Annotated in this window: 23 protein-coding genes; 17 read left to right on the plus strand and 6 right to left on the minus strand. The window is 54.4% G+C overall.

What is annotated here, in order from left to right:
• The first annotated feature begins 55 nt into the window (after window positions 1-55).
• Together NFC81_RS01060 and NFC81_RS01065 are read left to right on the plus strand one after the other, a co-directional pair.
• A complete protein-coding gene (locus NFC81_RS01060) occupies window positions 56-1,222 on the plus strand; it encodes an ABC transporter substrate-binding protein (RefSeq protein ID WP_304995684.1) in 1,167 nt (388 codons plus the stop codon).
• A gap of 121 nt (window positions 1,223-1,343) precedes the next feature.
• Window positions 1,344-2,843: a YifB family Mg chelatase-like AAA ATPase gene (locus NFC81_RS01065; protein WP_304995685.1), complete on the plus strand. Its 1,500-nt coding sequence runs from the start codon at window positions 1,344-1,346 to the stop codon at window positions 2,841-2,843.
• Window positions 2,844-2,856: 13 nt separating this feature from the next.
• Here NFC81_RS01065 and NFC81_RS01070 read toward each other — a convergent pair whose 3' ends face one another.
• On the minus strand, window positions 2,857-4,536 hold the full coding sequence (locus NFC81_RS01070) for a bifunctional diguanylate cyclase/phosphodiesterase (protein WP_304995686.1): 1,680 nt from the start codon (window positions 4,534-4,536) through the stop codon (window positions 2,857-2,859).
• A gap of 214 nt (window positions 4,537-4,750) precedes the next feature.
• On the opposite strand from NFC81_RS01070, the gene rep reads away from it, so the two are divergent.
• Window positions 4,751-6,775 carry a DNA helicase Rep gene (rep, locus tag NFC81_RS01075; RefSeq protein ID WP_304995687.1) on the plus strand — a complete coding sequence of 675 codons (2,025 nt, stop codon included), beginning with the start codon at window positions 4,751-4,753 and terminating at the stop codon, window positions 6,773-6,775.
• A gap of 35 nt (window positions 6,776-6,810) precedes the next feature.
• Here rep and NFC81_RS01080 read toward each other — a convergent pair whose 3' ends face one another.
• Window positions 6,811-7,530, minus strand: a complete 720-nt coding sequence (locus NFC81_RS01080; RefSeq protein WP_304995688.1) for a hypothetical protein — start codon at window positions 7,528-7,530, stop codon at window positions 6,811-6,813.
• 89 nt (window positions 7,531-7,619) lie between these two features.
• Here NFC81_RS01080 and NFC81_RS01085 point away from each other — a divergent pair, with 89 nt between their 5' ends.
• On the plus strand, window positions 7,620-8,765 hold the full coding sequence (locus NFC81_RS01085) for a PQQ-dependent sugar dehydrogenase (RefSeq protein WP_304995689.1): 1,146 nt from the start codon (window positions 7,620-7,622) through the stop codon (window positions 8,763-8,765).
• Here NFC81_RS01085 and NFC81_RS01090 read toward each other — a convergent pair.
• Window positions 8,754-9,191 carry a hypothetical protein gene (locus tag NFC81_RS01090; RefSeq protein ID WP_304995690.1) on the minus strand — a complete coding sequence of 146 codons (438 nt, stop codon included), beginning with the start codon at window positions 9,189-9,191 and terminating at the stop codon, window positions 8,754-8,756. The genes NFC81_RS01085 and NFC81_RS01090 overlap by 12 nt on opposite strands.
• Window positions 9,192-9,378: 187 nt before the next feature.
• On the opposite strand from NFC81_RS01090, the gene NFC81_RS01095 reads away from it, so the two are divergent.
• The 6 genes from NFC81_RS01095 to rmf all read left to right on the plus strand — a co-directional run bounded on the left by NFC81_RS01095 (window position 9,379) and on the right by rmf (window position 16,089).
• On the plus strand, window positions 9,379-10,383 hold the full coding sequence (locus NFC81_RS01095; protein WP_304995691.1) for a Gfo/Idh/MocA family protein: 1,005 nt from the start codon (window positions 9,379-9,381) through the stop codon (window positions 10,381-10,383).
• Between the two features lie 86 nt (window positions 10,384-10,469).
• The gene (hslR, locus tag NFC81_RS01100; RefSeq protein WP_304995692.1) at window positions 10,470-10,865 is read left to right on the plus strand and encodes a ribosome-associated heat shock protein Hsp15; all 396 of its coding nucleotides are present in this window, start codon (window positions 10,470-10,472) and stop codon (window positions 10,863-10,865) included.
• Between the two features lie 11 nt (window positions 10,866-10,876).
• Window positions 10,877-11,743: an Hsp33 family molecular chaperone HslO gene (hslO, locus tag NFC81_RS01105; protein ID WP_304995693.1), complete on the plus strand. Its 867-nt coding sequence runs from the start codon at window positions 10,877-10,879 to the stop codon at window positions 11,741-11,743.
• Between the two features lie 13 nt (window positions 11,744-11,756).
• Window positions 11,757-14,105 (plus strand): Tex family protein, encoded by a 2,349-nt coding sequence (locus tag NFC81_RS01110; RefSeq protein WP_370529880.1) that lies wholly within the window; start codon window positions 11,757-11,759, stop codon window positions 14,103-14,105.
• Between the two features lie 76 nt (window positions 14,106-14,181).
• The gene (gene gshA / locus NFC81_RS01115; RefSeq protein WP_304995694.1) at window positions 14,182-15,732 is read left to right on the plus strand and encodes a glutamate--cysteine ligase; all 1,551 of its coding nucleotides are present in this window, start codon (window positions 14,182-14,184) and stop codon (window positions 15,730-15,732) included.
• A 144-nt stretch (window positions 15,733-15,876) separates the two neighbouring features.
• Window positions 15,877-16,089: a ribosome modulation factor gene (rmf, locus tag NFC81_RS01120; protein ID WP_304995695.1), complete on the plus strand. Its 213-nt coding sequence runs from the start codon at window positions 15,877-15,879 to the stop codon at window positions 16,087-16,089.
• 52 nt (window positions 16,090-16,141) lie between these two features.
• Here the strand turns inward: rmf and NFC81_RS01125 are convergent, their stop codons facing one another.
• A complete protein-coding gene (locus tag NFC81_RS01125; RefSeq protein WP_304995696.1) occupies window positions 16,142-16,570 on the minus strand; it encodes a flagellar basal body-associated FliL family protein in 429 nt (142 codons plus the stop codon).
• A gap of 89 nt (window positions 16,571-16,659) precedes the next feature.
• Here NFC81_RS01125 and NFC81_RS01130 point away from each other — a divergent pair, with 89 nt between their 5' ends.
• The 4 genes from NFC81_RS01130 (at window position 16,660) to NFC81_RS01145 (ending at window position 19,714) form a co-directional block, all read left to right on the plus strand.
• Complete coding sequence (locus tag NFC81_RS01130) at window positions 16,660-17,199, plus strand: disulfide bond formation protein B (protein WP_304995697.1); 540 nt, start codon at window positions 16,660-16,662, stop codon at window positions 17,197-17,199.
• Between the two features lie 71 nt (window positions 17,200-17,270).
• The gene (rsd, locus tag NFC81_RS01135) at window positions 17,271-17,762 is read left to right on the plus strand and encodes a sigma D regulator (RefSeq protein ID WP_304995698.1); all 492 of its coding nucleotides are present in this window, start codon (window positions 17,271-17,273) and stop codon (window positions 17,760-17,762) included.
• A 5-nt stretch (window positions 17,763-17,767) separates the two neighbouring features.
• Window positions 17,768-18,745 (plus strand): hypothetical protein, encoded by a 978-nt coding sequence (locus tag NFC81_RS01140; RefSeq protein WP_304995699.1) that lies wholly within the window; start codon window positions 17,768-17,770, stop codon window positions 18,743-18,745.
• A 156-nt stretch (window positions 18,746-18,901) separates the two neighbouring features.
• On the plus strand, window positions 18,902-19,714 hold the full coding sequence (locus NFC81_RS01145; protein WP_304995700.1) for a ParA family protein: 813 nt from the start codon (window positions 18,902-18,904) through the stop codon (window positions 19,712-19,714).
• Here the strand turns inward: NFC81_RS01145 and NFC81_RS01150 are convergent.
• Entirely contained in the window at window positions 19,627-20,130 is a 504-nt protein-coding gene (locus tag NFC81_RS01150; RefSeq protein ID WP_304995701.1) for a TIGR02444 family protein, read from the minus strand. The genes NFC81_RS01145 and NFC81_RS01150 overlap by 88 nt on opposite strands.
• On the opposite strand from NFC81_RS01150, the gene NFC81_RS01155 reads away from it, so the two are divergent.
• The gene (locus NFC81_RS01155) at window positions 20,131-22,011 is read left to right on the plus strand and encodes an ATP-binding cassette domain-containing protein (RefSeq protein WP_304995702.1); all 1,881 of its coding nucleotides are present in this window, start codon (window positions 20,131-20,133) and stop codon (window positions 22,009-22,011) included.
• A 30-nt stretch (window positions 22,012-22,041) separates the two neighbouring features.
• Here NFC81_RS01155 and NFC81_RS01160 read toward each other — a convergent pair whose 3' ends face one another.
• Window positions 22,042-22,368, minus strand: coding sequence for a hypothetical protein (locus NFC81_RS01160; RefSeq protein WP_304995703.1), 327 nt, complete (start codon window positions 22,366-22,368; stop codon window positions 22,042-22,044).
• 215 nt (window positions 22,369-22,583) lie between these two features.
• Between NFC81_RS01160 and hemB the strand changes: the two genes are divergently transcribed.
• Both hemB and trxA read left to right on the plus strand, forming a co-directional pair.
• Window positions 22,584-23,579 (plus strand): porphobilinogen synthase, encoded by a 996-nt coding sequence (gene hemB / locus NFC81_RS01165; RefSeq protein WP_304995704.1) that lies wholly within the window; start codon window positions 22,584-22,586, stop codon window positions 23,577-23,579.
• Window positions 23,580-23,719: 140 nt separating this feature from the next.
• Complete coding sequence (trxA, locus tag NFC81_RS01170; RefSeq protein ID WP_304995705.1) at window positions 23,720-24,046, plus strand: thioredoxin TrxA; 327 nt, start codon at window positions 23,720-23,722, stop codon at window positions 24,044-24,046.
• Window positions 24,047-24,193 lie beyond the last annotated feature (147 nt).

Raw genomic sequence — 24,193 nt, forward strand, 5'->3', positions numbered from 1 at the left:
CTATCCAACTGCTATAATCGCGCGCTCAGTCTATCGGCAGAGCCAGTGTTTTATTATGAGTCAGTCTACACAGTCTAACGCCATTCAGTCCGTTCGTACCCAAAATTTTAGCCGCACAGGTTGGTTTCCCATCATTCTGGTTACGCTATTGTTGAACTCGGCTTGGGCTGATAGTCCACGACCCATCGCAGTGGCACTATTAGAAGACGATACACCGGTTTTTCGTGATTATACCGAAGAACAACACCTAGGCTTCCTACTCGGTTTAGAATACCTCACCGAGGGTTCAATGGAATGGCAGGGGCGCCCTGTTTCTGCTCACCCCGTACCAGCAGGCGGCTGGTTTCGTGATGAAAACTATTTGCCGGATGCGCATGAACTGCCGGATTTCTCCATTTGGATCGCCCCTGTGCAAGCGCGCTATGCACACCGGGCTATGCAATATGGGCAAGCCTATCAGCGCCTTACCTTAGTACCGGCCAGCCCAGCCAACCAATTACCGGTGGCGCAGTATGATTTGGCCTTTCGTACTTTTTATCGTTGGCAGGACGTCGAGGCTGGATTGTATGAATGGGCCAGCGAACAAGAAGACCTGATTTGGGTCAGTGCGGTTGATTCCAGCGTGCGGCCAGACTTCTTTCGAGTGGCCAATATTGATGTGTCCCCGCGCTCGTCAGGGGCCTCAGTCATTGCTGAAGTAGATGACTTGGCGCGCTTGATGAAAAACCCTGCTTTAGGCAGTACCTGGCCTGTGCTGTTGGACTGGCTGCCGATGCTGAGTGATGATGTGGGTTTGGCCAGTCAGAATATGTATTTCTGGTTGCCGGATCTCGCCTCCCTCGTGCCACTGCGTGAATTCAGTGGACTGCAAGGTCTTACCTATTACTATTACGATCTTCCAAATAACGACGCCAATACCTGGCTGGTACGTACCATGCTGGAGCGGCATGATCGCCTACCCAGCCATTACGTGGTGGCGGGAATGACGGCCGCCATGGCTCTGTTAACCGCCGTGGCGGAAGCGGATACCGTTGATGCCGAACAGCTCGCGGCTCATTTGCCCGATATGGCGTGGGATTCGCCGCGCGGGGTTTTGAGTTTTACCGCCGCCGGTGAAACACGCCAGCCGTTGTACCGTACTGAACTGCGCTTACAGCGTCAATTGGAATGGGCGCGCCCAGTGGAGTTGGACGGGCAGGGACCGTATTGGACGCAACCCTGACAAAGGTGGTCAACCTAAACCTAGGGTGTATTGTCATTTCGAGCCGTGCGGATTAGTCTGAGCGCCAACATAAATAGGTGGGGAAATGCCTATTTGCTCAGCAGAAAAGGATCTGTGCCTTATGGCTCTTGCAACCCTATATACTCGCGCTGTCATTGGCGTTGAGGCACCACTGATTACCGTTGAAGTGCATCTTTCTGGCGGACTTCCACACATGGCCATCGTTGGCATGGCTGAAACGGCCGTCAAAGAAAGTAAGGACCGGGTGCGCTCGGCCTTACTCAATGCGCAATTCGATTTCCCAGCCAGCCGTATCACCATCAACTTGGCTCCGGCCGATCTGCCCAAGGGGGGCGGTCGTTACGATCTCGCCATTGCCTTGGGCATCTTGGTGGCCAGTGGACAAATCCCCGCTGCGGCCTTGCGTGACACCGAAGTGATGGGCGAGTTGTCGCTCTCGGGCAAGCTACGACCCGTTCAAGGTGTGTTGCCTGCCGCCATGGCAGCACAGAAGGCTGGACGGACCTTGCTGTTGCCGGCAGGAAATGCCCCGGAAATAGGCTTGCTGGCCAACTGTCATGCGTTCGCTGCGGATCATCTATTGGAACTGTGCGGGCATTTGAAAGGGCAGGCACCGCTATCACCTGTGGCCACCCAACATCCGCAGACGGTACTGAATGTTGCCGATATGACCGACATCAAAGGGCAGCCACAAGCGAGGAAAGCGCTGGAAGTCGCTGCCGCTGGTGGTCACAACCTGCTGTTCTTTGGCCCGCCGGGTACCGGCAAAACACTGCTGGCCAGTCGGCTGCCGGGAATACTGCCAGAGCTGTCACCTGAGGAAGCACTGGACGTTGCTGCTATTCGTTCGATAATTGGTCAGCCCATTCTTTGGGGGCAGCGGCCTTTTCGGGCGCCGCATCACACGTGTTCGGGCGCTGCCTTGGTAGGCGGCGGTTCGGTACCCCGTCCAGGTGAGATCACTTTGGCGCACAACGGCGTGTTGTTTCTTGACGAGCTGACAGAGTTCAGTCGCGCTACCTTGGATGTGTTGCGTGAGCCATTGGAGTCGGGTGAAATCGTTATCTCGCGTGCCGCGCGCAAAACCACCTTCCCTGCTCGTTTTCAGCTGGTGGCAGCGATGAACCCGACACCCGGTGGATTCAATGCCAGTGATAGTCGCTCGCGGGCTTATACACCGGAGCAGTTACAGCGGTATTTAAGTCGGTTGAGTGGGCCGTTCTTGGATCGCATCGACCTCTATGTAGAGGTGCCTACCGTCCCAGCAGAGGTGCTGCAAGGTCGGGCGCAAGGCGAGTCCTCGGCTGAGGTGCGAGCACGTGTGCAAGTCGCTTGGGAGCGCCAGCAAGCGCGGCAAGGCAAGCAGAACCGCGATCTAACATCGACAGAACTCCACGAACTCGGCATGTTACCTCAGAAAGAGCGGCAGATGATCGTTGACCTTGCAGAACGCTTCCGGCTCAGTGCGCGGGCACAGCATCGCATCGAGAAAGTAGCTCTGACTTTGGCGGACTTGGCGGGTGCGGATGAAGTCGCCAAGACGCACCTGATCGAGGCACTGAATATGCGCCAACTGGATCGGCTGGGTGTGATGCAGTAAGTTTCGGCAGTGCTTATAGCGGAGTCAGAAGTGGATGAGTGACCGGACGTAGAATTTGATCGATCAGCTGGAGCACCTCCCACAGTGGTCTGGGCTCACTGAACAAGAACCCTTGAACTTGATCGCACCCGTTAGCCAATAAAAAGCCCAGCTGAATGTCGTCCTCGACCCCTTCGGCGACCACTTGCATGTTGAGGTCATGAGCGAGATTGATGATCGAGCGCACGATGGAGTCGGCTTCGTGGTCGAGCGAGACGCGCTGGGTAAAGCTGCGATCAATTTTGATGGTGCTGATGGGGAACTGACGGATATGCGTCAGCGACGAATATCCGGTTCCAAAGTCGTCCAATGAAATGGTCACGCCCAAGGCAGTCACTGCTTCTAAGGTGGCCAGCGCTCGCTTGGGATCGGTCAGTACCGTGGTTTCCGTAAGTTCAAATTCTAAACAACGAGTATCGATCCCTGCCTCTTGAATCAGTCGCGGGAGGACGCTCGCAAACTGTTCATCCTGTAACTGTCGAAATGACAGATTGGTTGCGACACAGACGTTCTGTAAGCCGTGCTCGGCCAGTTCACTTAGGTCTCGGCACACTTGCTCAATAATCCAATACCCCATGGGTACGATCATACCGCTGCTTTCGGCAGCAGTAATAAACTCGCTAGGCATTAAAAGGCCACGCGTCGGATGACGCCAACGTATCAACGCCTCCATACCGATTATGGTGCGTTCACGCAGGCATACCTTTGGCTGGTAATGCAGTTCAAACTCTTGTCGACGCAGCGCCACTCTGAGCGCCTGCTCCATATTACTGGTCCAGTCTTGTTGCGCGCCCTGTTCGTAACGGCACAGGTGAACGTCGCGCTCCTTTGCCGTTTGCATGGCACTGTGAGCGTTGCGCATGAGCTCTTCTGCGCTGCCCAGTGTTTCCGGATAGGTTACCATGCCGATATCGGCTTGCACACGCACGCGCTCGCTCAGAATCTGGAAGGGCTCATCGAAGATGGCGTGCACGCGCTGCGCTAATTGTTGCGCTGCCTCCATGCCCGGCAGTTGTTCTAATAGAATAAAAAATTCATCGCCGCCAAGACGCGCAATTTTTGCCAGTGGGCCAAGCGCACTCTTCAAACGCAAGGCGACAAAGGACAGTAACTGGTCGGCGAAATTAAAGCCGTGGTGCTGATTGACCTCATTGAAGCCGCGCAAGTCGAGGGCCAATAGTGCTACCATACGCCCATGTTCGCTTACCTTAAAAAGCGCTTCGTCGGTGGCTTCTAGAAAACCACGGTTACTCAGGAGCCCAGTGAGGCTGTCGAAATGACTTTGGCGTTGTAGGGCATGCTGTTGTTTGATGGCGCGTTCGATGCAGCGCTGTAATCGGTGCGGGGCAAGTTCATCGGCGTACAAGACTTCTCGTGCGCCAGATACCGAGAAGGCATCCAGATTATTGTGCACAGACGCCATATTGTGATCGATGTAAGCGATCCACGTCTTGCGCGCGCCAACGAGCATGGAATGCTGTGCGCTGCGAACTGATGGTTGGAACAAAACGACTTGCGCCGCTGCGAGGTGTTCGGGCGTATCAATATCGCCGGAAACACGAAAGCCAGCCGCTCGCAATGCGTCTACGAGAGGAGCTGTAACAACGCCGTGCTCAAGGCACAGGCAAACAGTGATCTCATTAGGGTTAAGCATGTAATACATCTTAATCTGCAAGGCAGATAGCTGGCGGCAGGCACGCAGTGGCAACGTGTCAGCAGCGGATCCAGAGTTGTTTAAGTGCGCCTTCCCTAAGCAGAGGAAGAACATCGCACAACTCTGTACAAAAATCCACTGCATTGAAGCGCGCGTTAAGTAGAATTAAGAGGTTTTGAGAAGTGGTTATGATTAAGTTGAGAGGAAGCTTGCGTTGACGCAGTTGAACGAGCGGCAGTCTGAATCGGTGCGCTACATTGATGGCCCATTATTGGTATTGGCTGGGGCAGGCAGTGGCAAAACCAGCGTAATCACACAGAAGATCGCTTACCTGATCGAGCACTGCCAATATCAAGCGCGTCACATCGTCGCGGTGACCTTCACCAACAAGGCCGCTAAAGAGATGAAGGCGCGCGTCGGTCAGCTGGTGAAAGGTAAAGCCGGGCGTGGCTTGACGGTCTCAACTTTTCACAACCTCGGGTTGAATATTCTGCGGCGCGAGTATTTAGCGGCCGGCCTCAAAAAGAATTTCACCATCTTCGATCAGGCCGATGCCTTTGCCCTGATCAAGGATATTTTGAGTCGTGAGTACCCCGACGAGATTGACCAGGCGGGCTTCTATCAGCATCAGATTTCCAACTGGAAAAATGACATGATGAACCCGGAGCGCGCCCTCAGTCATGCCAAGGACGACAACGAAGTCATCGGCGCGCATGTGTTCGCGCAATACGCTCGATTGTTGAGTGCCTACAACGCGGTGGACTTTGACGACCTGATTCGCCTGCCTACTGAACTGTTTCAGACCCATGCCGACGTCCTAGCACGCTGGCAGCGCAAGGTGCGCTATTTGTTGGTGGATGAGTATCAGGACACCAACATCAGCCAATACATCATGGTAAAACTTCTGGTTGCGGGCAGCGGGCGTTTTACGGTGGTGGGTGACGACGACCAGTCGATTTATTCATGGCGTGGCGCACGGCCAGAGAACTTGGCCAAGCTGCAAGACGATTTCCCCAGTTTAAAAGTGGTGAAACTGGAGCAGAACTATCGCTCAACCAAGCGTATTCTGAAAGCGGCCAACCGCGTGATCGACAATAACCCACATGTGTTTACCAAAACACTGTGGAGCGACATGGGTGAAGGTAAGGCCATTCGGGTGATTCGCACCGCCAACGAAGAGGCCGAAGTCGAACGCATCGTGAATGATATTCTCAGTACCAAGTTGCAAGGGCGTAAGGAATATAAAGACTTCGCTATCCTGTATCGCGGTAACCACCAAGCACGTCTGTTGGAAATCAAACTGCAACAAAGTCGGGTGCCCTATCAAATCAGCGGGGGGACGTCTTTTTTTGCGCGCGCCGAAGTCAAAGACATCATGGCTTATCTGCGCTTGTTGATTAACCCCGAGGACGATGCGGCATTTTTGCGCATCATCAATACACCGCGCCGGGAAATCGGCGCGGCCACGCTGGAAAAGCTCGGCTTGTATTGCGGTGAGCACGATTTAAGTCTCTATCAGGGTGCCGGAGAGGCCGGGTTACAGCAGGTTTTGCAAGGCAAGAGCTTGCAGCGCTTACACAGCTTCGTTGAATGGCTCGACTTGAAACGACGCAAGTTGGCCGAAGCGGAAGCGCCGATCACCATCATCAAAGAGCTGATCTATGATATGGACTACGAAAGCTGGCTGCGCCAAGACAGCAGTTCCAGTGGCGTGGCCGAAAAACGTATGGCGAACGTTTGGCACCTGATTGACGGCCTGCAATCCATCTTGGAGCGGCACGATGACGATGATGAAGCATCGGACGTGGCGGTGGAAGACGCCATTGCGCGCTTGGTGTTACGTGACATGCTGGAGCGTCAAGAAGACGAAGAGCAGACCAATGCAGTGCAGCTGATGACCTTGCACGCCTCAAAAGGGCTCGAATTTCCGCATGTGTTTATGATGGGTTTGGAAGAAGAGCTGCTGCCACATCGCAACAGCATTGAGAGTGACGACGTAGAAGAGGAACGTCGTTTGATGTACGTGGGCATCACCCGGGCGCGTGAACAGTTAGTGCTCACTTACGCTGCTCGCCGTCGTCAATTCGGGGAAATTGTGGACTGCATACCCAGTCGATTCCTAGAAGAAATGCCCGCAGAAGATATTGAGTGGGAAGGTTTGCAAGCGCCGACCAAGGAGCAGAATCAAGCCCAGGGTCGGCGTACCATAGATTCATTGTTTGCGATGTTGGACGATTGATTGTAGGTGTTCGGCCAAATCTCTGGCCAAACCTATTAAACCGTTAATAAATTCAACACCTGCTGCCGCTGCTGATCATCCACCGCATTCGATGTCCGCGTAAGCTGCTCGGTCTCGGCTTCTACAACACGCTCTACCAAGGCTGTCGCTTCATCGACATTGCGCACCGGGAAGGTGCCACTGCTCAGCCGAGCATCTTGTTGTGCCGAAAATTCACGCAGCTGTTCGACTTCTTGGCGGGCTAGATCTTGCTGTACCGCCCCAACAGTCTCGATGCTGGCGTCTAACTGCTCAACGCTGGCCAGTTGTTCTGCGTCCGAGGTGACCTCCAAGGCTTCGACAAATTGCGAGCGCAAGCTCTGATCGACCAAGATGTCACGTTCTGGTGCGCTGAAAATGGTGCCTTGGCGCTCCGTTAACTCGCCGCGACGGTCTTGAATTTCACGCTGCTCGGGCTGAGTATTCACGCCGCTATCACGTTCGACCACCGCCAAATCGCGTTGCTCAACCAGCGAGTTCTCGACCTGATTAAGTGCTTCACGTGCAATCTGGGTCGCCGCCACACGTTCCAGCAAAAGCTGACGATCCGTCTGTTGCGGGCTCAACGCCGCTACCTGAACGTCCGCGGTGGTATTGTTGTCAGGCCGTGGTGCTTCCTGTTCACGCGCAAGCGCTGGATTATCGTCGCGGCGCAAGGCACCGGACAGCACTGAAGGGCTGACACTGGTGGATATATTGGCTGCTTCAATCGCCATGGGAAACTCCTGGCTGTTGATGGTCTGCATTTAGTTTATTGTAGCCTATTTTTTAGGCAATAGCGTTACAGTTTGTATAGACTGCCAGCATGAATACGAAATCGTCAAAGTATTGGATTTTCCTGTTTGGGTGCGCGTTGTGCGGCAGTGCTCTGTTGTCGCTGGCTGGCGCAGCGCGTGGCGTGGCGCTTGAGCCAGTTTGGGAGAACCTGCCTCAGATCACCAGTGGGCACTATCTACCGCACGCCCCGCAGCAATTGCTGGTAACGCAAAAGACCGGTGAGGTGCGCTGGTTACACGAAGGCAGTGGGCGCTCAGAGGTGGTGCATCGCTTTCGGGTGGCTACGCACGGCGAACTGGGATTGTTGGCCTTGGTGTTGCACCCCGACTTTCCGGCTGATCCCAGAGTCTTCGTACACATTAATCCGGATAGTGCCACACCGCGCAGTCAGATCCTGCAGCTGCGCTGGAGTCAAACACCCGGTCGAACTCCTGTTTTGCAGCAGGCTGAAGTACTGCTTGATGTCGTTCAACCCTATTCAAATCACAACGGTGGCGGCCTGGCCTTTGGTCCCGACGGGCAATTGTACGTCGGTTTCGGTGACGGTGGTTCGAACAATGATACAGCGCGTCGGGCGCAAAACCCCGCCAGTCTGTTGGGAAAAATACTGCGCCTGAATGTTGATGAGCGACGGCCAGGGGTGCCGTATGCCATCCCTCCGGATAACCCGTTTGTGGCGCAGCCGGAAGTACGGCCCGAGCTATGGGCTAGTGGGGTGCGTAATCCAATCGACTTAACCTTTGATACAAGGGGCCAGCTTTGGGTAGCAGACGCTGGACTGGCGGACGAGCAGGAGATCAATCGAGTCGTGCGTGGGGACAATTTAGGGTGGCGTTGTTACCTCGGCCAGCGAGCGTTTGAGCGCGATGTTGAATGTGCAGGTATCGTACATCAACCACCGGTACTGACCTATGAGCTGCGCGGCGAGCAGCGAGTGACCGGTGGCTTGTGGTACCGTGGTGATACGCAGCCGTGGCTGCGAGACCACTATTTGTTTGCGGACTTCATGCAAGGCTATGTATGGGCCATGGATGATGCGCACCGCCGGCACGAACTCGGGAGATGGGACATTCACCCCTCCAGCTTTATCGAGCGACCCAATGGCGATGTGTTGATTGCGGATTTTGTCGGTGGAACGCTTTATCGATTAATAGACGCTGCCTCAGCCCAGTGAAGTCACTAGAATTTTGGTGAGAATCAAAGACACCATTTGCAACCAGCGCAACCGCAGATACCAGGGTTGAACATAGCGTGAAATCTGCCCCCAACTCTCTTGCCAGACCAATAAGGCGAGGGCCAATAATACGGGAATGACCGACCAAGCTGGCCACAGTAATGCAATGATGCCCAGGATCAGTGTGGTGATGGCGGTGTAGATTGATGCTGGCCAGTGACGGTCATCGCACAGTTCGTCCTGCCACTGCGCCATGGCCCAATGATACGCGCCAAGCTGGATAACCACTGCAGTGGCAAAAATGTGGAAAAAGCGGGCTACTAGCGCTTGGCCGGCCCACGGTTCTAACACCAATAACAGCGCCGCGCCCCATAGTGCGAGGTGCGACAAAATATGAATAACAACCGTGAGGCGGATAAGCCGCATAAAAAGTCCAATACCGAATAAGTAGAATCAGGGTAGATGCAGTCTTTACGTGTGTTGGACCGTTTTGGTTTCACTTCTCTGGAGGAAATCGAGACAATCGTCACGCTGGGCAGTATTTTGGGCTTTTTGCGCGTGGCCTAAGCATAATGGCGCCCCACATACTTGATACAGCACAAGGAACAACAGCATGACAGACGCGAGGCAAAATTTAGTGCGTTGGGGTGTAGTCGGGTCATCCGGTATTGCTGGTGCCTTCATGGGTGATCTGCCGTTTACCGAGCGTATGACTGTCACTGCTATCTGTTCGCGGACTAAGGCCGGCGCCGCAACCTTCGCGGCGCGCTACGGAACGCCGCAGCAGTTCACGGACCTTGGCGAGATGCTGCACAGTGGAGCCATTGACGCGCTCTACATCGCCACACCACACAGCATGCACGCCGCCGCCGCTGCGCAAGCACTGCGGGCCGGTATCGCGGTATTGGTGGAAAAACCTGCTGCGATCACGGTCGCGCAATGGCAGCAGCTGACTCTACTGGCACAGCAACACAACACCTTTTTGATGGAAGCCCTGTGGACAGATTTTCTGCCCGGCACAGAGCGTGTTCGGCAGCTGGTCGCTGGCGGCGCCATCGGGCAGCTTCGGTCTTTGCACGTCAGCTTTGGCTTTAACGCGCCCGATGACCCGAACGGGCGCTTACTGAATCTGGCGTTGGCCGGCGGCGCACTATTGGATATCGGCATCTATGGTCTTTATCACGCATGGCGCTGGATGGGTGAGCCGGAGCGCTGGGAAAGCCGCGCCGAATTGGCCACAACGGGCGTGGATGTGCACGATCAGCTGACGCTGCACTACGCCGACGGGCGCTGTGCATACCTGCATTTTGCGCTAGACCGCGAGCTGCCGCATGAAGCAACCTTGCATGGCGACAAGGGTTGGTTGCGCCTGAGTACGCTGTGTGACGCGCGTCAGGTATCGCACGGTGGCGGCCATAATCCGTCCGAGATCATCTATCAGCGTACTGAACCAGGCGGCGGGTTTGTTCACGAAATGCAACACGCGACAGATTGCATTCTGGCTGGCCAAATTGAAAGTCCCCAGTGGCGTTGGGTTGACACGCTGCGTCTACAAACCTGGATGGCTCAATTGCGTCGGGAATGGGGAGTGAAGTTTCCAATTGAGGCAGAGAGTTAGCCAGCTTTGATGGTCGTTAGGCCTTGGAATTGTGGCCTGTGCCCATACAATAGAAGGCATATTCGGCGGTCTTGGGGAAATGGTGTATGAATGACGTTGCGGTGCGCCTTGATAAATGGTTATGGGCCGCACGTTTTTTTAAAACTCGCTCCCTTGCCAAGAGCGCCATTGAAAATGGCAAGGTGCACTACGATGGCACGCGCGCCAAACCCAGTCGTACCGTTGAAGTCGGTGCGACCTTGCGCTTGCGCCTCGGCTGGGAAGAAAAAACCGTTGAAGTGCGGGCGCTCAGTGAACAACGCGGCCCTGCATCAGTGGCCCAGACCCTGTACGAAGAAACCGCCGACAGCATCGCGCGGCGTGCCGCCAATGCAGATTTGCGGCGTCAAGCGGGAGCGGTCACTGCGGCCCCCGACCATCGCCCCAATAAAAAGCAGCGCCGTGATTTGTTACGGCTTAAAGATCAGAATTCAGAGCATTAATTGAGCGTCCTATGAGTAATCCCGATCAGCGTCAACGCCTGTTGTTTGACGATTTAGCCATTCGTGGCGAATTAGTGGGCCTAGAGCAAACTTATCAGGATGTATTGAAGCAGCATCCCTATCCCAAGCCATTACAGCAACTGCTGGGTGAGTTCATGGCGGCGGTGACCTTGTTAAGCAATACCCTAAAGTTTGAGGGCATCCTGAGCTTACAAGCACGTGGTGCCGGGCAGGCGCGCTTGGTAATGGCGGAAATACAGAACCAAGAGCAACTGCGTGCAATCGCCCAGTATAATGACGACTTTGTCGACAGTGGCGCCATGTTGGGTGAAGGCACGCTCGCCATCACCATTGACCCTAAAGTGGGCAAACGCTATCAAGGTATTGTTTCGCTGCGTGATCATGGACTGGCGGCGGCCTTAGAAGATTACTTCCTTCAGTCGGAACAGATTCGCACCCGTATCTGGCTCGCGGCGGATGGCAAACGGGCCAGTGGTATGCTGCTGCAAGCATTGCCCGGCAGTGCTTCACAAAGTTCGTTGGAAGCCGACGCCGACGGCTGGGATCGCGTAACGCAATTAGCAGCAACCATTACGGACGCAGAACTGCTGGAGCTCGACAACGAGTCCATGCTGTATCGTCTGTTCCATGAAGAGGTGGTTCGCACCTACCCGCCGACTGACGTGTGGTTTCAGTGCACCTGCTCGCGCGAACGCAGCGCCAACGCAGTCTATTCGCTCGGCATTGAGAGTGCTCGCGAAGTGATTGCGCAGGACGGCGTCGTGCAGGTCGACTGTCAGTTTTGCCATGCCAAATACAATTTTAATCAAGACGACGTAGAGCAGCTCTTTGCGGACGCCAACAAGCATTTGAACTAAGGAAATATCCATCATGGACACCCAGATTTTGTCGCGTATCAGCCAGCAAATTGCCCATGAGCTGGCGGTGGATCGACGTCAGGTAGTGGCCACTGTGCAGCTTTTGCACGAAGGCGCTACGGTTCCCTTCATCGCCCGTTACCGGAAAGAAATAACCGGCGCCTTGGACGATACTCAACTGCGTAATTTGGAAGAGCGTCTGCGCTACCTCACTGAACTCGAAGACCGTCGCGGTGCCATTCTTAAAGCGGTTGAAGAGCAGGGCAAACTGACCCCGGATTTGGCGTCGGCATTCAATAGCGCGGCCACGAAAACAGAGTTGGAAGACCTGTACCTGCCCTTTAAAGTTAAGCGCCGTACCAAGGGCCAGATTGCTATTGAAGCCGGTTTGGAGCCGCTGGCTGACAGTCTGTTGAACAACCCTGACCAAGAGCCGGAAGTCGTTGCTGCGGGCTATGTGAATGCTGATCAAGGTGTGGCTGATGTGAAGGCGGCGCTCGAAGGCGCTAAGTACATCCTAATGGAGCGCTTTGCCGAACAGCCCAGCTTGGTCGGCGAGCTGCGTCAGTTCTTGCAGGAAAAGGGGCAAGTACACGCGACCTTAGTGCCCGGTAAAGAGCAAGAAGGGGCCAAGTTTGCTGATTACTTTGACCACCATGAAGCTTGGAAAAACATGCCATCGCATCGCGCGCTGGCGGTGTTTCGGGGGCGCAACGAGGGGGTGCTGCAAATGAACCTGCAGCTCGACGCAGATGCTTATGCGCCCGACTACCCGGAAAGCATGATTGCCCTGCACCTCAATTTGCCGGTGACCGGTCGTGCCGCCAGTACGTGGTTGAAAGAGGTGGTACGCTGGACGTGGCGCGTCAAGTTGTTGCCGCACTTGGAAACCGACCTGTTTGGTACGCTGCGTGAACGGGCCGAAGAAGACGCCATCAAGGTGTTTGGCCGCAACCTGAAAGACTTGATGCTGGCGGCACCCGCCGGGCCGCGCGTGACCTTGGGTATGGACCCGGCCTATCGAACCGGCGTTAAACTGGCCGTGGTCGATAAGACCGGTAAGGTGCTTGATCACGACGCCGTCTATCCGCATCAGCCGCAGAACCGTTGGGAAGAAGCCAAGCGGGTCGTGGTGGCACTGTGTAAAAAGCATAACGTAGAGCTGATCGCCATTGGTAACGGCACCGCCTCACGCGAAACCGACAAGTTGGCGACCGAGATTGCACGTGAATACCCAGAGCTCAAGCTCAATACCCTGATGGTGTCGGAAGCGGGTGCCTCGGTGTATTCCGCCTCCGATTTTGCCGCACGCGAATTCCCTGATCTCGACGTAACCATACGCGGTGCTATCTCCATCGCACGTCGCCTGCAAGACCCGTTAGCGGAATTGGTGAAGATCGACCCAAAAGCCATTGGTGTCGGTCAGTACCAGCACGATGTCTCACAAGTGGCGTTGGCGCGCTCGCTGGAAACCATCGTTGAGGATTGCGTAAACGCCGTCGGTGTGGACTTGAATACCGCCTCGGTGCCTCTGCTCAGTCGTGTATCAGGGCTTAATACCACCATCGCCAGTAACATTGTCGCCTTTCGCGATAGCCAAGGGCGTTTTGAGGATCGTAAGCAACTGAAAGACGTGCCACGCCTGGGGCCAAAGGCCTTCGAGCAATGCGCCGGGTTTTTGAAAGTCGCCAATGGGCGCAACCCGCTGGATGCGTCGGCAGTGCACCCTGAGTCTTACAGTGTGGTGGAGAAGATTGTTGCCACCACGAAGCGCCCGGTGACCAGCCTGATTGGCGACAGTGCTTTTTTACGTCAACTCGACCCGGTGGCCTACACTGATGAACGTTTTGGCCTGCCCACCGTCAAAGACATTCTGGCGGAGCTGGAAAAACCGGGACGCGATCCGCGGCCTGAGTTTAAAACAGCAACCTTCAAAGAAGGCGTAGAGAAAGTCGGCGATTTGCGTCCGGGCATGGTGCTGGAAGGCGTAGTAACCAATGTGACTAACTTTGGCGCCTTTGTTGACGTTGGTGTGCATCAAGATGGCTTGGTGCACATTTCGGCCATGAGTCATCAATTCATCAAAGACCCTGCAGAAGTCGCTAAAGCGGGTGATGTGGTGCAGGTCAAGGTGATGGATGTTGATGTGCCGCGTCAACGTATTGCACTGAGCATGCGTTTGGACGATGAGCCGGGCAAGGCGGAGGGTCAAAAAGCCAGTGGCAGACCCAGTCGTCAAGAGGGGCAGCGTGCGAACAAGAGTTCGACGCGCTCAGGTGCTTCTGCGAGCGCGAGCGGTACCAGTACAAACGGCACTATGGCTGCGTTGTTGCAGCAGGCACTGCAAAAGGCTAAACAATAACCGAAATGTCTGACGACGATTGTTTCGGTAATGCGCTACACTCTGCGTGAGCGCTCATATTAGGATAACTACATTTATGGCAGACGCCGCATTTCTAACTTGGCTCAGTAAACAGCCCCAGGCGTTGTTTAAGTTTCGGCACGGGCTGGAAAAAGAGGGCTTGCGCGTCGATGCGACTGGGCGTATCAGCCAGAAAGGTCATCCTGCAGAGCTGGGGTCGGCGTTAACACATCCCTTGATCACCACGGACTATTCCGAAGCCTTGTTGGAATTTATTACGCCCGCTGTGGACTCACCAGAAGCCAGTATGAACTGTTTGCGCGAGCTGCATCAGTTCGCCTTGCAGGTGAACCCGGATGAAAACATCTGGCCCGCCAGCATGCCGTCCGTGCTCGACGGTGAATTAAGTGTGCCCATTGCCGAATACGGCAGTTCGCACATAGGCCAGCTGAAGCACATCTACCGGCATGGCCTGTGGCATCGCTATGGGCGCATCATGCAGACCATCGCCGGGGTGCATTTCAACTATTCCGTGCCAGATGAGTTCTGGCCAGCGTGGCAGGCCTTTAAAGGCGATACGGACAGCTTGGTGAACTTCCAGTCGCGCCGGTATTTTGGTTTGATCCGGCACTTTCGCCGGCACTCGTGGTTGTTGTTGTACCTGTTTGGCGCGTCGCCCGCGCTTGATCGCACGTTCCTGCGGGAGAACACAGCACGTTTGCGTGCTCAGGGTACCTATACTCTGATGTCACCTACGGCCACAACTTTGCGCATGAGTGATATGGGCTACACCAATTCGGCGCAACAGAGTCTTAAAGTCTGTTTCAACAGCTTGCCAACCTACATCAAAACCTTGCGCCAGGCGCTACACACACCCTATCCGCCTTACGAGGCCATGGGTATAAAACAGGACGGACGTTACCAGCAGTTAAACGCCAATATTCTGCAGATCGAGAACGAATACTATTCCGATATCCGCCCCAAGCGCACCACACGCAGTGGCGAAAAGCCATTGCAGGCGCTGGAGGAACGGGGTGTTGAATACATTGAAGTCCGCTGTCTGGACTTGAATCCGTATTTGCCCTTGGGTGTGGACAGTGACCAGCTGCATTTTATGAACTGGTTTCTGTTTTGGTGTTTGACCGAAGAAGCGCCTGAGATCAGTGATATCGAATGCGAGCGTGTTGAGTTTAATAAAAAATTGACCGTTTTGTATGGCCGAGACCCGGAACTGTTGCTGGTGGATCGGGGTGCAGTGCGCTCGTTGCGCGAGTGGGGAAAAGACATTCTGTCAGGCATGGAGTCGCTACTGCAAGCGGTACAGCCTGACAATGCCGTACAGGTACAGGCAGCCATTACACGCTACCGAGCCATGTTGGCGGCACCAGAAACCACACCTTCAGGGCAAATGGCCGCGGCGCTGGCGAACGACACGAAAGACTATCGCACCTTGGTGGCACGTTTAGCCGCAGAGCATCGTGATACCCTGCTTGCTGAGCCTTTGAGCGCTGATCGCTTCGACGCGCTTGCGCAGGAAGCAGAGCTTTCTATAGCTGCACAGGATGAGCTTGAGCAGCAAACGACGGGTAGCTTTGATGCCTTTGTACAGAGTTACATCAATCGATAGGCAAGCGAGTATGCTGAATGCGGCTCTTATCCCCAAGTTTAGCCTACAGTCAGTGTAGGCTTTCTCTTACGCCGTTAGGTCAAGGCCTTCGCTATGATGACAGGGTGAGTATCCGAGCAGAACTACAGGAAGTGGTGGTGAGTGATGAGTCAAGCGAAGAAAGAGACATGGGACATCGATAAGCTGAATGAGGCTTATCAAAAAGGTTACTTTGTAGGGTTGACCAGCAAAGGCTTGGCCGACTGTCCTTTCCTTGACCAAGAAGTGCTGGCCTCAGCTTGGGAAGCCGGCTGGCACGATGGGTATGAAGCCTTGCAGCTGTCCGGTCATCGTGGTGCCGCTCGTCAAGCGGTATAAGGGTATAATCCGCTGTAGAGCATTGGTGTAGCTAACCTTGTAGGGCGATGACTTACTGCAAAATAAGATTGCTGAACAGCACCTGCTGGATCATCGGGCGGCCGGTTTCGCGATTCATATATTCTCGCATATCTTCAAGAATGCGCTCCCTTAAAGCATCACGACGACCCAAATCATGCAAGTCCGCATGCTGCGCGCCTGTGACATTCATCACGACGATGTGACGCAGGCCCGCCGAGTGGTAGCCTGCATCAATAACATCCGTCTCATTTATCATCACCAGTGTGATTTCCAAACGTAAGAAGCGTACACGTCCATCCTGCCCATAGTTCAGCACGAACTCAGGTTGCAAGTCGAGGTACTGCGCTTGTGCTGGCGAGAAATCAAAGTCTTGTGCCTGCGCCGGGAACCAAAAAACGCTCCCGGCTAGGCAAAGCAGTGCCAGCCAGTGCCGCCTCAGCGGTAAGTATGCAATTTTCATAACAAAATCCTGACCTTTACACCAAATTGAGCTGCGTTGAACGACGGCTCCTGTTAAAAATAGCCTACTTTGTCTTGTGGAGCGATTCCATGTTTTTGTTGTCTACCCGTTTACTGAACTTTTTAGTGGCGATCAGCGCACTTATATTGATATTAACAGGCATTTTGTATTTTCAGAACCGCTTAGGAATGGCGCCGTGCCCACTGTGTATATTTCAGCGTATTGCCTTTATGGGGGTCGCATTATTTTGCCTAGCGGCGGCGATACACAACCCAGGCGCGCGAGGTATACGTATCTACAGTAGTTTAGCTTTCGTCAGTGCGTCGATAGGCGCCGGTATCGCCGCACGCCACGTGTATTTGCAAGGGCGTCCGAGTGATATGATGCCGTCATGCGGCCCCGATTTATCATACATGATGCAAAACTTTCCTTTACAGGAAGTGTTTAATACCGTGTTCCGTGGCAGTGGGGACTGTGCCGATTTGCATTGGGCGTTTTTGGGGCTGACGATTCCCGGCTGGGCGCTGGTATGGTTTGTTGGCTTTATGGTGGTCACCGGTCTTCTCGTTTGGAAACCGGATGCGGTAAGCGCGCTGCAGAATAAATGGGCGGGTCGTAAACTACCGTAACGCCATTTTGGTTGCATTTTTGATCCGCTGGTGGTTTTCTAGGCGTAATGGAATTCGAAGGAAGAGTCGCGATGCTTGAGAAGTGCACAAATGCGAAAGAGTTGTGGGGTGGTGTTCATGACCTCATAGACCGTTGGCTGAACGAGCGCCGAGAGGTGATCGTCCGTATGTTCGCCATTAAAGGCTTGCCCGATTCGAAAAAAACCGATGAGCCTATCGAACGACGAGTTGAGTCCTTTTGCGAAATATTGGTGGATTATATCTCGGCCGGCCACTTTGAAATCTATGAGCAGCTTATGCGTGAGGCGCGTGAGTTTGAAGATGGTGGCATCGAATTGGCTGAAGCGCTGTTCCCGCGGATACAGGTCACCACTGAACTGATGCTCGACTTCAATGATACCTACAGCGGCGCTGAAGAAGTGCGCGCGCACCTTGATACGCTAGAGTCTGATGTATCCCAGGTAGCGGAAGCATTGGAAGAGCGGTTTGAGTTAGAAGATCAGCTCATCCAGGCATTGCATGAAGTGCATCGAGACAAGGTGCTGACCACCAGTCCGGAGTAACACAGGTGCAGGTACGGTGGCGGCAAAGCGTGCTCGGTATGGCGCTGCTGGCTGTACTGGTACTGTCGGGTTGTGCAGACAGTCCGGAGCGCAGCTGGCAGTTAGCGGATCGTGGACTTTATGCCGGTGCCATTTCGCCCGATGGCCAACTGGCGGCCATCGGCTCGGTTTTACACGGTGGAAGCCTGTGGAACATCCCTTCTTTTGCCCGCCTCTATAATTGGAACCTGGATACAAATATTGATGGTGAGCCTTTCTCACTGTTCAGTACAGTTGCCTTTTCTGGAGACGGCCAACGCGTCGTTACGGTACAAGGGCGGCTCTTGGTGTTGTGGTCGACACGTTCTGGGCAAGCAATCTTTTTCTATGAAGCACCCGATCATATCCGCAGTGCGGCGTTGGACCAGCAAGGCTTGAACCTTCTGCTAGGCTTGGAAGATGGAACGGCAGCGATGTTTGATATGGTGTCCGGGCAAATCATTGCTCGGCTGCGGGGGCATGCTGGTCCGGTTCACGCGGTGACGCTGTCGGCTGACGCCCGGCGAGCGGTCACCGGCAGTGATGACGGCAGTGCGTTGTTTTGGCATTTGCCTGAAGGCCGCGCTACACATCGCATCGTACACGACAGCCAAGTACGTACCATTGCATTGTCGCAATCGGGGGTCTACGCCTTCTCGGTAGCGCAGCGCGGTGAAGGTCGGGTGTGGAATACCAACACCGGGCAAGTAGTGCGCCGCTTACCTATGCAACGTGACTCGATCTCCGTGGCGCGCTTTGTGAATAACGACGCCATGTTATTGACGGGTGATCGATTAAGGAAAGTTCTGTTATGGCAACTGACGGATAGCAGTATACAAAGACGTTGGCGGCTGGAAGGAGAGGGTCTGTATACCCGGACAAGCGCGTCAGTAGTGGATGTACGTTGGGTGCAAGGGCGTGTGTTGGCCTTGGGTTCGGACGGCAAATTGGCACTATTGCAATGATTTTGTAAAGCTGGCCCGTTAATTGCTTTTGTAAACACAGAAGACAAATAGTGGTTCGGATGCATCAGAGATGGCGCGCGACGACGTCGCAACGCGCAGTTGTATTCAGATGTGCCTGTATCACTCCAAACAGCGTTGACAAAGTGTATGGACGTCATGCAGAACTCAGTAAGTGATACTCGAATCAGTCGCTACGAAGCGCCAGTGCGCGTAGTGCTCGCCAATTCCAAGGGTGGTTGTGGTAAGACCACTATCGCGACGAATCTGGCCGCTCACTTTGCCGCTAGCGGCAAGGCAACGGCGTTGATAGATTTCGATCCACAGGGCTCGTCGATGCAATGGTTGCAAGCACGGCATCGTGGCTTGGGCACCATTCATGGTGTGGCGGCCTACAGCCAGTTGGCTAATTCAACTCGAACCTTTGTCATGCGTAAGCTGCCGGAGGAAACGGAGCGAGTCATCATTGATACACCGGCAGGACTTAAGGGCAATGCCTTGAGTGATATGATTCGTGATACCGACATCATGATTATTCCCGTTACACCGTCGCCGATTGATATTCGCGCCACTACCAGTTTTATCAAAGAAGTACTGCTCTCCCCGGCTTTTCGCTCACGACCCATCTTGGTCGGTGCGGTCGCCAACCGCGTGCGCCGCAATACGCTTGTGTACTCCAAGCTGGAATTGTTTTTGCGCAGCCTAAAGATCCCGTTTGTTACCAGTTTGCGTGATACCCAGTATTATGTGCGAGCATCCGAGCATGGCCTAGGTCTGACGGATATGCAAAGCCGCCATGATACTGACACGCAAGAGTGGTCATTCTTGTTAGATTGGGTAGACGCCGCCATCGAAAAGGTGATTGAGCGGCGAAAGCATGATCATCACGATAGCGGCAATTCACGTGCTTCTGATAAAAGCAGCTCTGAGGTGGATAGTAGTGCTCGTTCAGGGCACTCTGATAATTTCTGAAGGCTGAGTTGTAAGCAGCGTTTCGGGTTGAGTGCCGAGCGTTCAGCTAACCGACGATGGTGTTGGTACAAATAGGCCTGATCCAGCTGTTCCAGCTTCAACTCAATGGCACTGGCCTTGCGATAGGCGTCGGGGCTTTGTTGTTTATCCAAACCCTGCCTCATCGCGCGCCACACCAAGACGTTGGCCTCGCGCCATTCCTGCCATGAAGCGATGCGCGATTTAAAGTCGCTGCACAGCGTCTGATTCTGTTGGGCTAACCACGTCGACAACAACCAGTCATTGATCCAAACGTGATATTCTTCCTGCCGTGCCAATAAATGAGCCGCCACACCTGGGCGCGCATAAAGCGCCAAGGAAAACGACCACAGCGGATGATGCAGCGCCGCATTGTTAAGCAAATATTCAGAAGCCAAATGATACAACTCTCAGACATTCAATTATTGCGCAGCGGTAAAATACTGTTGAACAACGCTACGGCGCGGATACCGCCCGGTGAAAAAGTGGCGATCATTGGTCCCAATGGTGCCGGAAAATCTTCGCTGTTCCAATTGCTGTTGGGCAAACTGACCGCCGATCAGGGTGTGCTGGATATCCCCGCGCGTTGGCGCGTGGCTCATATGCAGCAAGAAACCCCTGGTTTAAACCGCTCGGCAGTGGATCATGTGCTGGATGGCTTGACCGAATGGCGCGCCCTGCAAGATGAAATTGCTGTCGCAGAAGCCGCGGAGGATACCGATCAGCTGGCCATATTGCATGGCCGCATGGATGACTTGCAGGGTTACCAGGTGCGCCATGAAGCCGAGCGTATCCTGCTTGGCTTGGGTTTTTCCGTCGCGCAGCTCGACGCTACCGTGGCGTCGTTTTCCGGTGGCTGGCGTGTTCGTCTTAATTTGGCGCAAACACTGATTCAGCGTAGTGAGCTGTTGCTGCTGGACGAACCCACCAACCACTTGGATTTAGAAACCGTGCACTGGTTACAGGGCTGGCTGCGCCAATATGAAGGTACTCTGTTGTTAATCTCGCATGACCGAGACTTCATTGACGCCGTGGTTGGTCAGGTAATCAGTTTTGAAGGGCAGCAGCTGATCACCTACCGAGGCAACTATTCCGCTTACGAACGCCAAAAGGCAGAACGCCAAGCGCAGCAACAGGCAGCGTACGAAAAGCAGCAAGAGCGTCGCGCTGATATGGAGCGTTTCGTGGCTCGCTTCCGCGCTCAAGCCACCAAGGCGCGTCAGGCGCAAAGTCGACTCAAGGCCTTGGAGCGTATGGCGGATCTAGCGCCAGCGCAAGTCGATAGTCCCTTCCGCTTTACTTTTACTGCTGGGCAAAAGGTGTCCAGTCCCTTGCTGGCCTTGTCGAATTTGGCGCTGGGTTATGGCGATCATGCGGTGTTGCAGCAAGTAAACCTGAATCTGTACCCCGGCATGCGCATTGGTTTATTGGGTAAAAATGGCGCCGGTAAGTCGACCTTTATCAAGCATCTCTCGGGGACTCTGTCGGCCATGGCCGGTGAGAGCACCCGTGGGGCGCATTATTATCCGGGCTATTTTGCGCAGCACCAAGTGGATGCTCTGGATCATGGTGCCACACCGCTGCAGCACATCATGCGCCTCTCGCCAGAGGCGCGTGAACAGCAGGCGCGTGACTTTCTTGGCGGTTTCAATTTTCAAGGTACCATGGCGGATGATTTGGTGGGCCCTATGTCTGGTGGCGAGAAGGCTCGCTTGGCCTTGGCCCTGATCGCTTGGCTGTCACCCAATATTCTGTTGCTCGATGAGCCAACCAACCACCTTGACCTCGATATGCGCGCGGCTTTGGCCAATGCCCTGCAGGCCTATCAGGGCGTGGTGGTCGTGGTATCACACGACCGCTTCTTGATGGAAGCTACGGTTGACGAATTCTGGCTGGTGCGGGACGGCACGGTGTTGCCCTACAGCGGCGATCTGGACAGCTATCTGCAAGAGCTGAGTGCGCCGGAGCTGCGAGCGAGTACTGATCAGAAGGGCACTACGCCAGCGACCGATCGCAAAGCCGCGAAACGGCAGGAGGCCGAGGATCGACAGCGTCGTGCCCCGCTGAAAAAAGCGGTTGATAAAGCCATTCAGCAGCTAGAAAAGGTGCAGGCAGAGCTGAACCGGGTGACCGAGTGTTTGGCCGATGCCGATTTGTACGATGGCTCACGGCAAGCCGAACTGCAGGACTTACTCAAACAGCAGGGCGAACTGACGAAGACGTTGGAAGAAGCCGAGGCGCGTTGGATGGAGGCGGAAGAAGCTTACGAGCAGTCTTAGCCTCACTTGTCGAAGCGTTGAAATGTTTCGTCAGGCCATGCTGCGACGAATAACCGTCGTCAATTCGTCACTGTTTTTCCAGCGCGCGCAACCCACATTGGCGTCGCCACTCGGTATGCGCGCGGCGAAATGACGCGAGGCGGTTTTAACCTGGCCATAGGCGCGCGCAGGATAGACGCCTTGTTCGATATACTGCCATATTTCCTCATCTAAGCGGTCCGCTGGGCCAATTCGGCCCTCCTGCCGGTAGGTCTGACTTATGCATACCAGATACGCAAAGTCATACAACTCCGCGAACGACCAATATTCTTCGAGGTCGCGATATTGCGGCTGATTGACACAGCTACTCAGTATCATCGCTGTGCTTAAGGTAAGCAGAATGACTGAGATGCGGTGCCTTGCGTGGGCAAGGGTACAAAGCAATTTCATAAGGCGCAGTGATTGGTTCGCTAGTGGCTTAGCAAGGGTATCGGCGGCAGTGTTAAAATCTTCAGCTTGGCATGGGCGTGCTGGGTTGAATGCACGTATAATCGTGCATTATCGTCCGTCATTTAACGTCCGCAGGTGATTTAATGTATCAGCAGTACCCCGCCAGCCGCCCTCGTCGTATGCGTAAAGACTCATTCAGTCGCGCGCTTATGCGTGAAAACACTTTGCAGGCCTCAGACTTAATCTACCCAATGTTCGTGCTGGAAGGTGAGGGGCAGCGTGAGCCTGTGGCATCCATGCCCGGTGTCGAGCGCCTGTCGATCGATTTACTGGTGGAAGAAGCTAAGATCATTCATGGCTTGGGCATACCGGTCCTGGCGCTGTTTCCGGTCACGCCCTTGTCGGCGAAGTCGTTGTTGGCCGAAGAGGCCTACAATCCCGACGGGTTGGCCCAACGTGCTGTGCGGGCAATCAAGGCCGCAGTGCCTGAGCTGGGGGTGATGACGGACGTTGCACTGGATCCGTTCACTACGCACGGTCAAGACGGCATTTTGGATGCCACTGGTTACGTCGACAATGACGTTACATTAGAAGTGCTGGTTAAGCAGGCGTTGTCCCATGCGGACGCGGGCGCGGATATCGTGGCGCCATCCGATATGATGGATGGCCGTGTGGGCGCCTTGCGTGAAGCCCTGGAAGACATGGATCACGTGAACACACGCATCATGGCTTATTCCGCCAAGTACGCGTCAGCCTTCTATGGCCCATTTCGCGACGCGGTTGGGTCGGCCGGAAACTTGGCCGGTGGCAATAAACACACCTATCAGATGGATCCAGCGAACGGTGACGAGGCGCTGCATGAAGTCGCGCTGGACATCGCTGAAGGTGCCGATATGGTGATGATCAAGCCGGGCATGCCGTACTTGGATGTTGTTCGCCGCGTGAAAGAACAATTCCAGATGCCTACCATGGTGTACCAAGTCAGTGGCGAATACGCCATGCTGCAAGCGGCCATTGCGCAAGGTTGGTTGGGCGAAGACGCCATTATGGAATCGTTGCTGTGCTTTAAGCGGGCGGGTGCCGATGGCATCTTGACGTATTACGCCAAGTGGGCAGCACAAAAGCTATCAAGCTTATAAATGAATTTTGCGCGCAAATGGAGAGGAATGCTTTGAAATCAAAAGGCAAAACCCTTATCGTTGCATGCTCCTTTTGTGAAACACATTCAGGGGGCCTCAAAGGCTTTTAGCGGCACCCTCTAACTTGGATCGGACTTTTTATGAGTGACCATATCGTTAATGTATCTGACGACTCGTTCGGCAGCGACGTTCTGGAATCTGACAAACCAGTATTGGTGGATTATTGGGCTGAGTGGTGTGGTCCCTGCAAAATGATTGCGCCGGTATTGGAAGAAGTTGCGGTTGAGTACGCTGACAAGCTGACCGTTGCCAAACTGAACATTGATGAGAATCAGGCCACACCGCCAAAGTATGGTATTCGTGGTATCCCGACGCTGATGATCTTTAAAAACGGTAATGTGGCAGCCACCAAAGTTGGCGCTCTGTCGAAGTCTCAGTTGATCGAGTTTATCGACAGCAGTCTGTAATCGTCTGGCTTGCTAGGGTGGTAGCAGTTAACGCGATACCCTAGCCAAGACGGCTATGCTCCAAGGGTACAAATCCTGAATTAAACACTGTGTTAGTGATGTGAATCAGGCATTTTTGTACGACGACTATAGACACCCTTTATTTTT

Origin of the sequence: Salinispirillum sp. LH 10-3-1 (genome assembly GCF_030643825.1) — a bacterium.
In the GTDB taxonomy this organism is placed as follows: Bacteria; Pseudomonadota; Gammaproteobacteria; order Pseudomonadales; family Natronospirillaceae; genus Salinispirillum.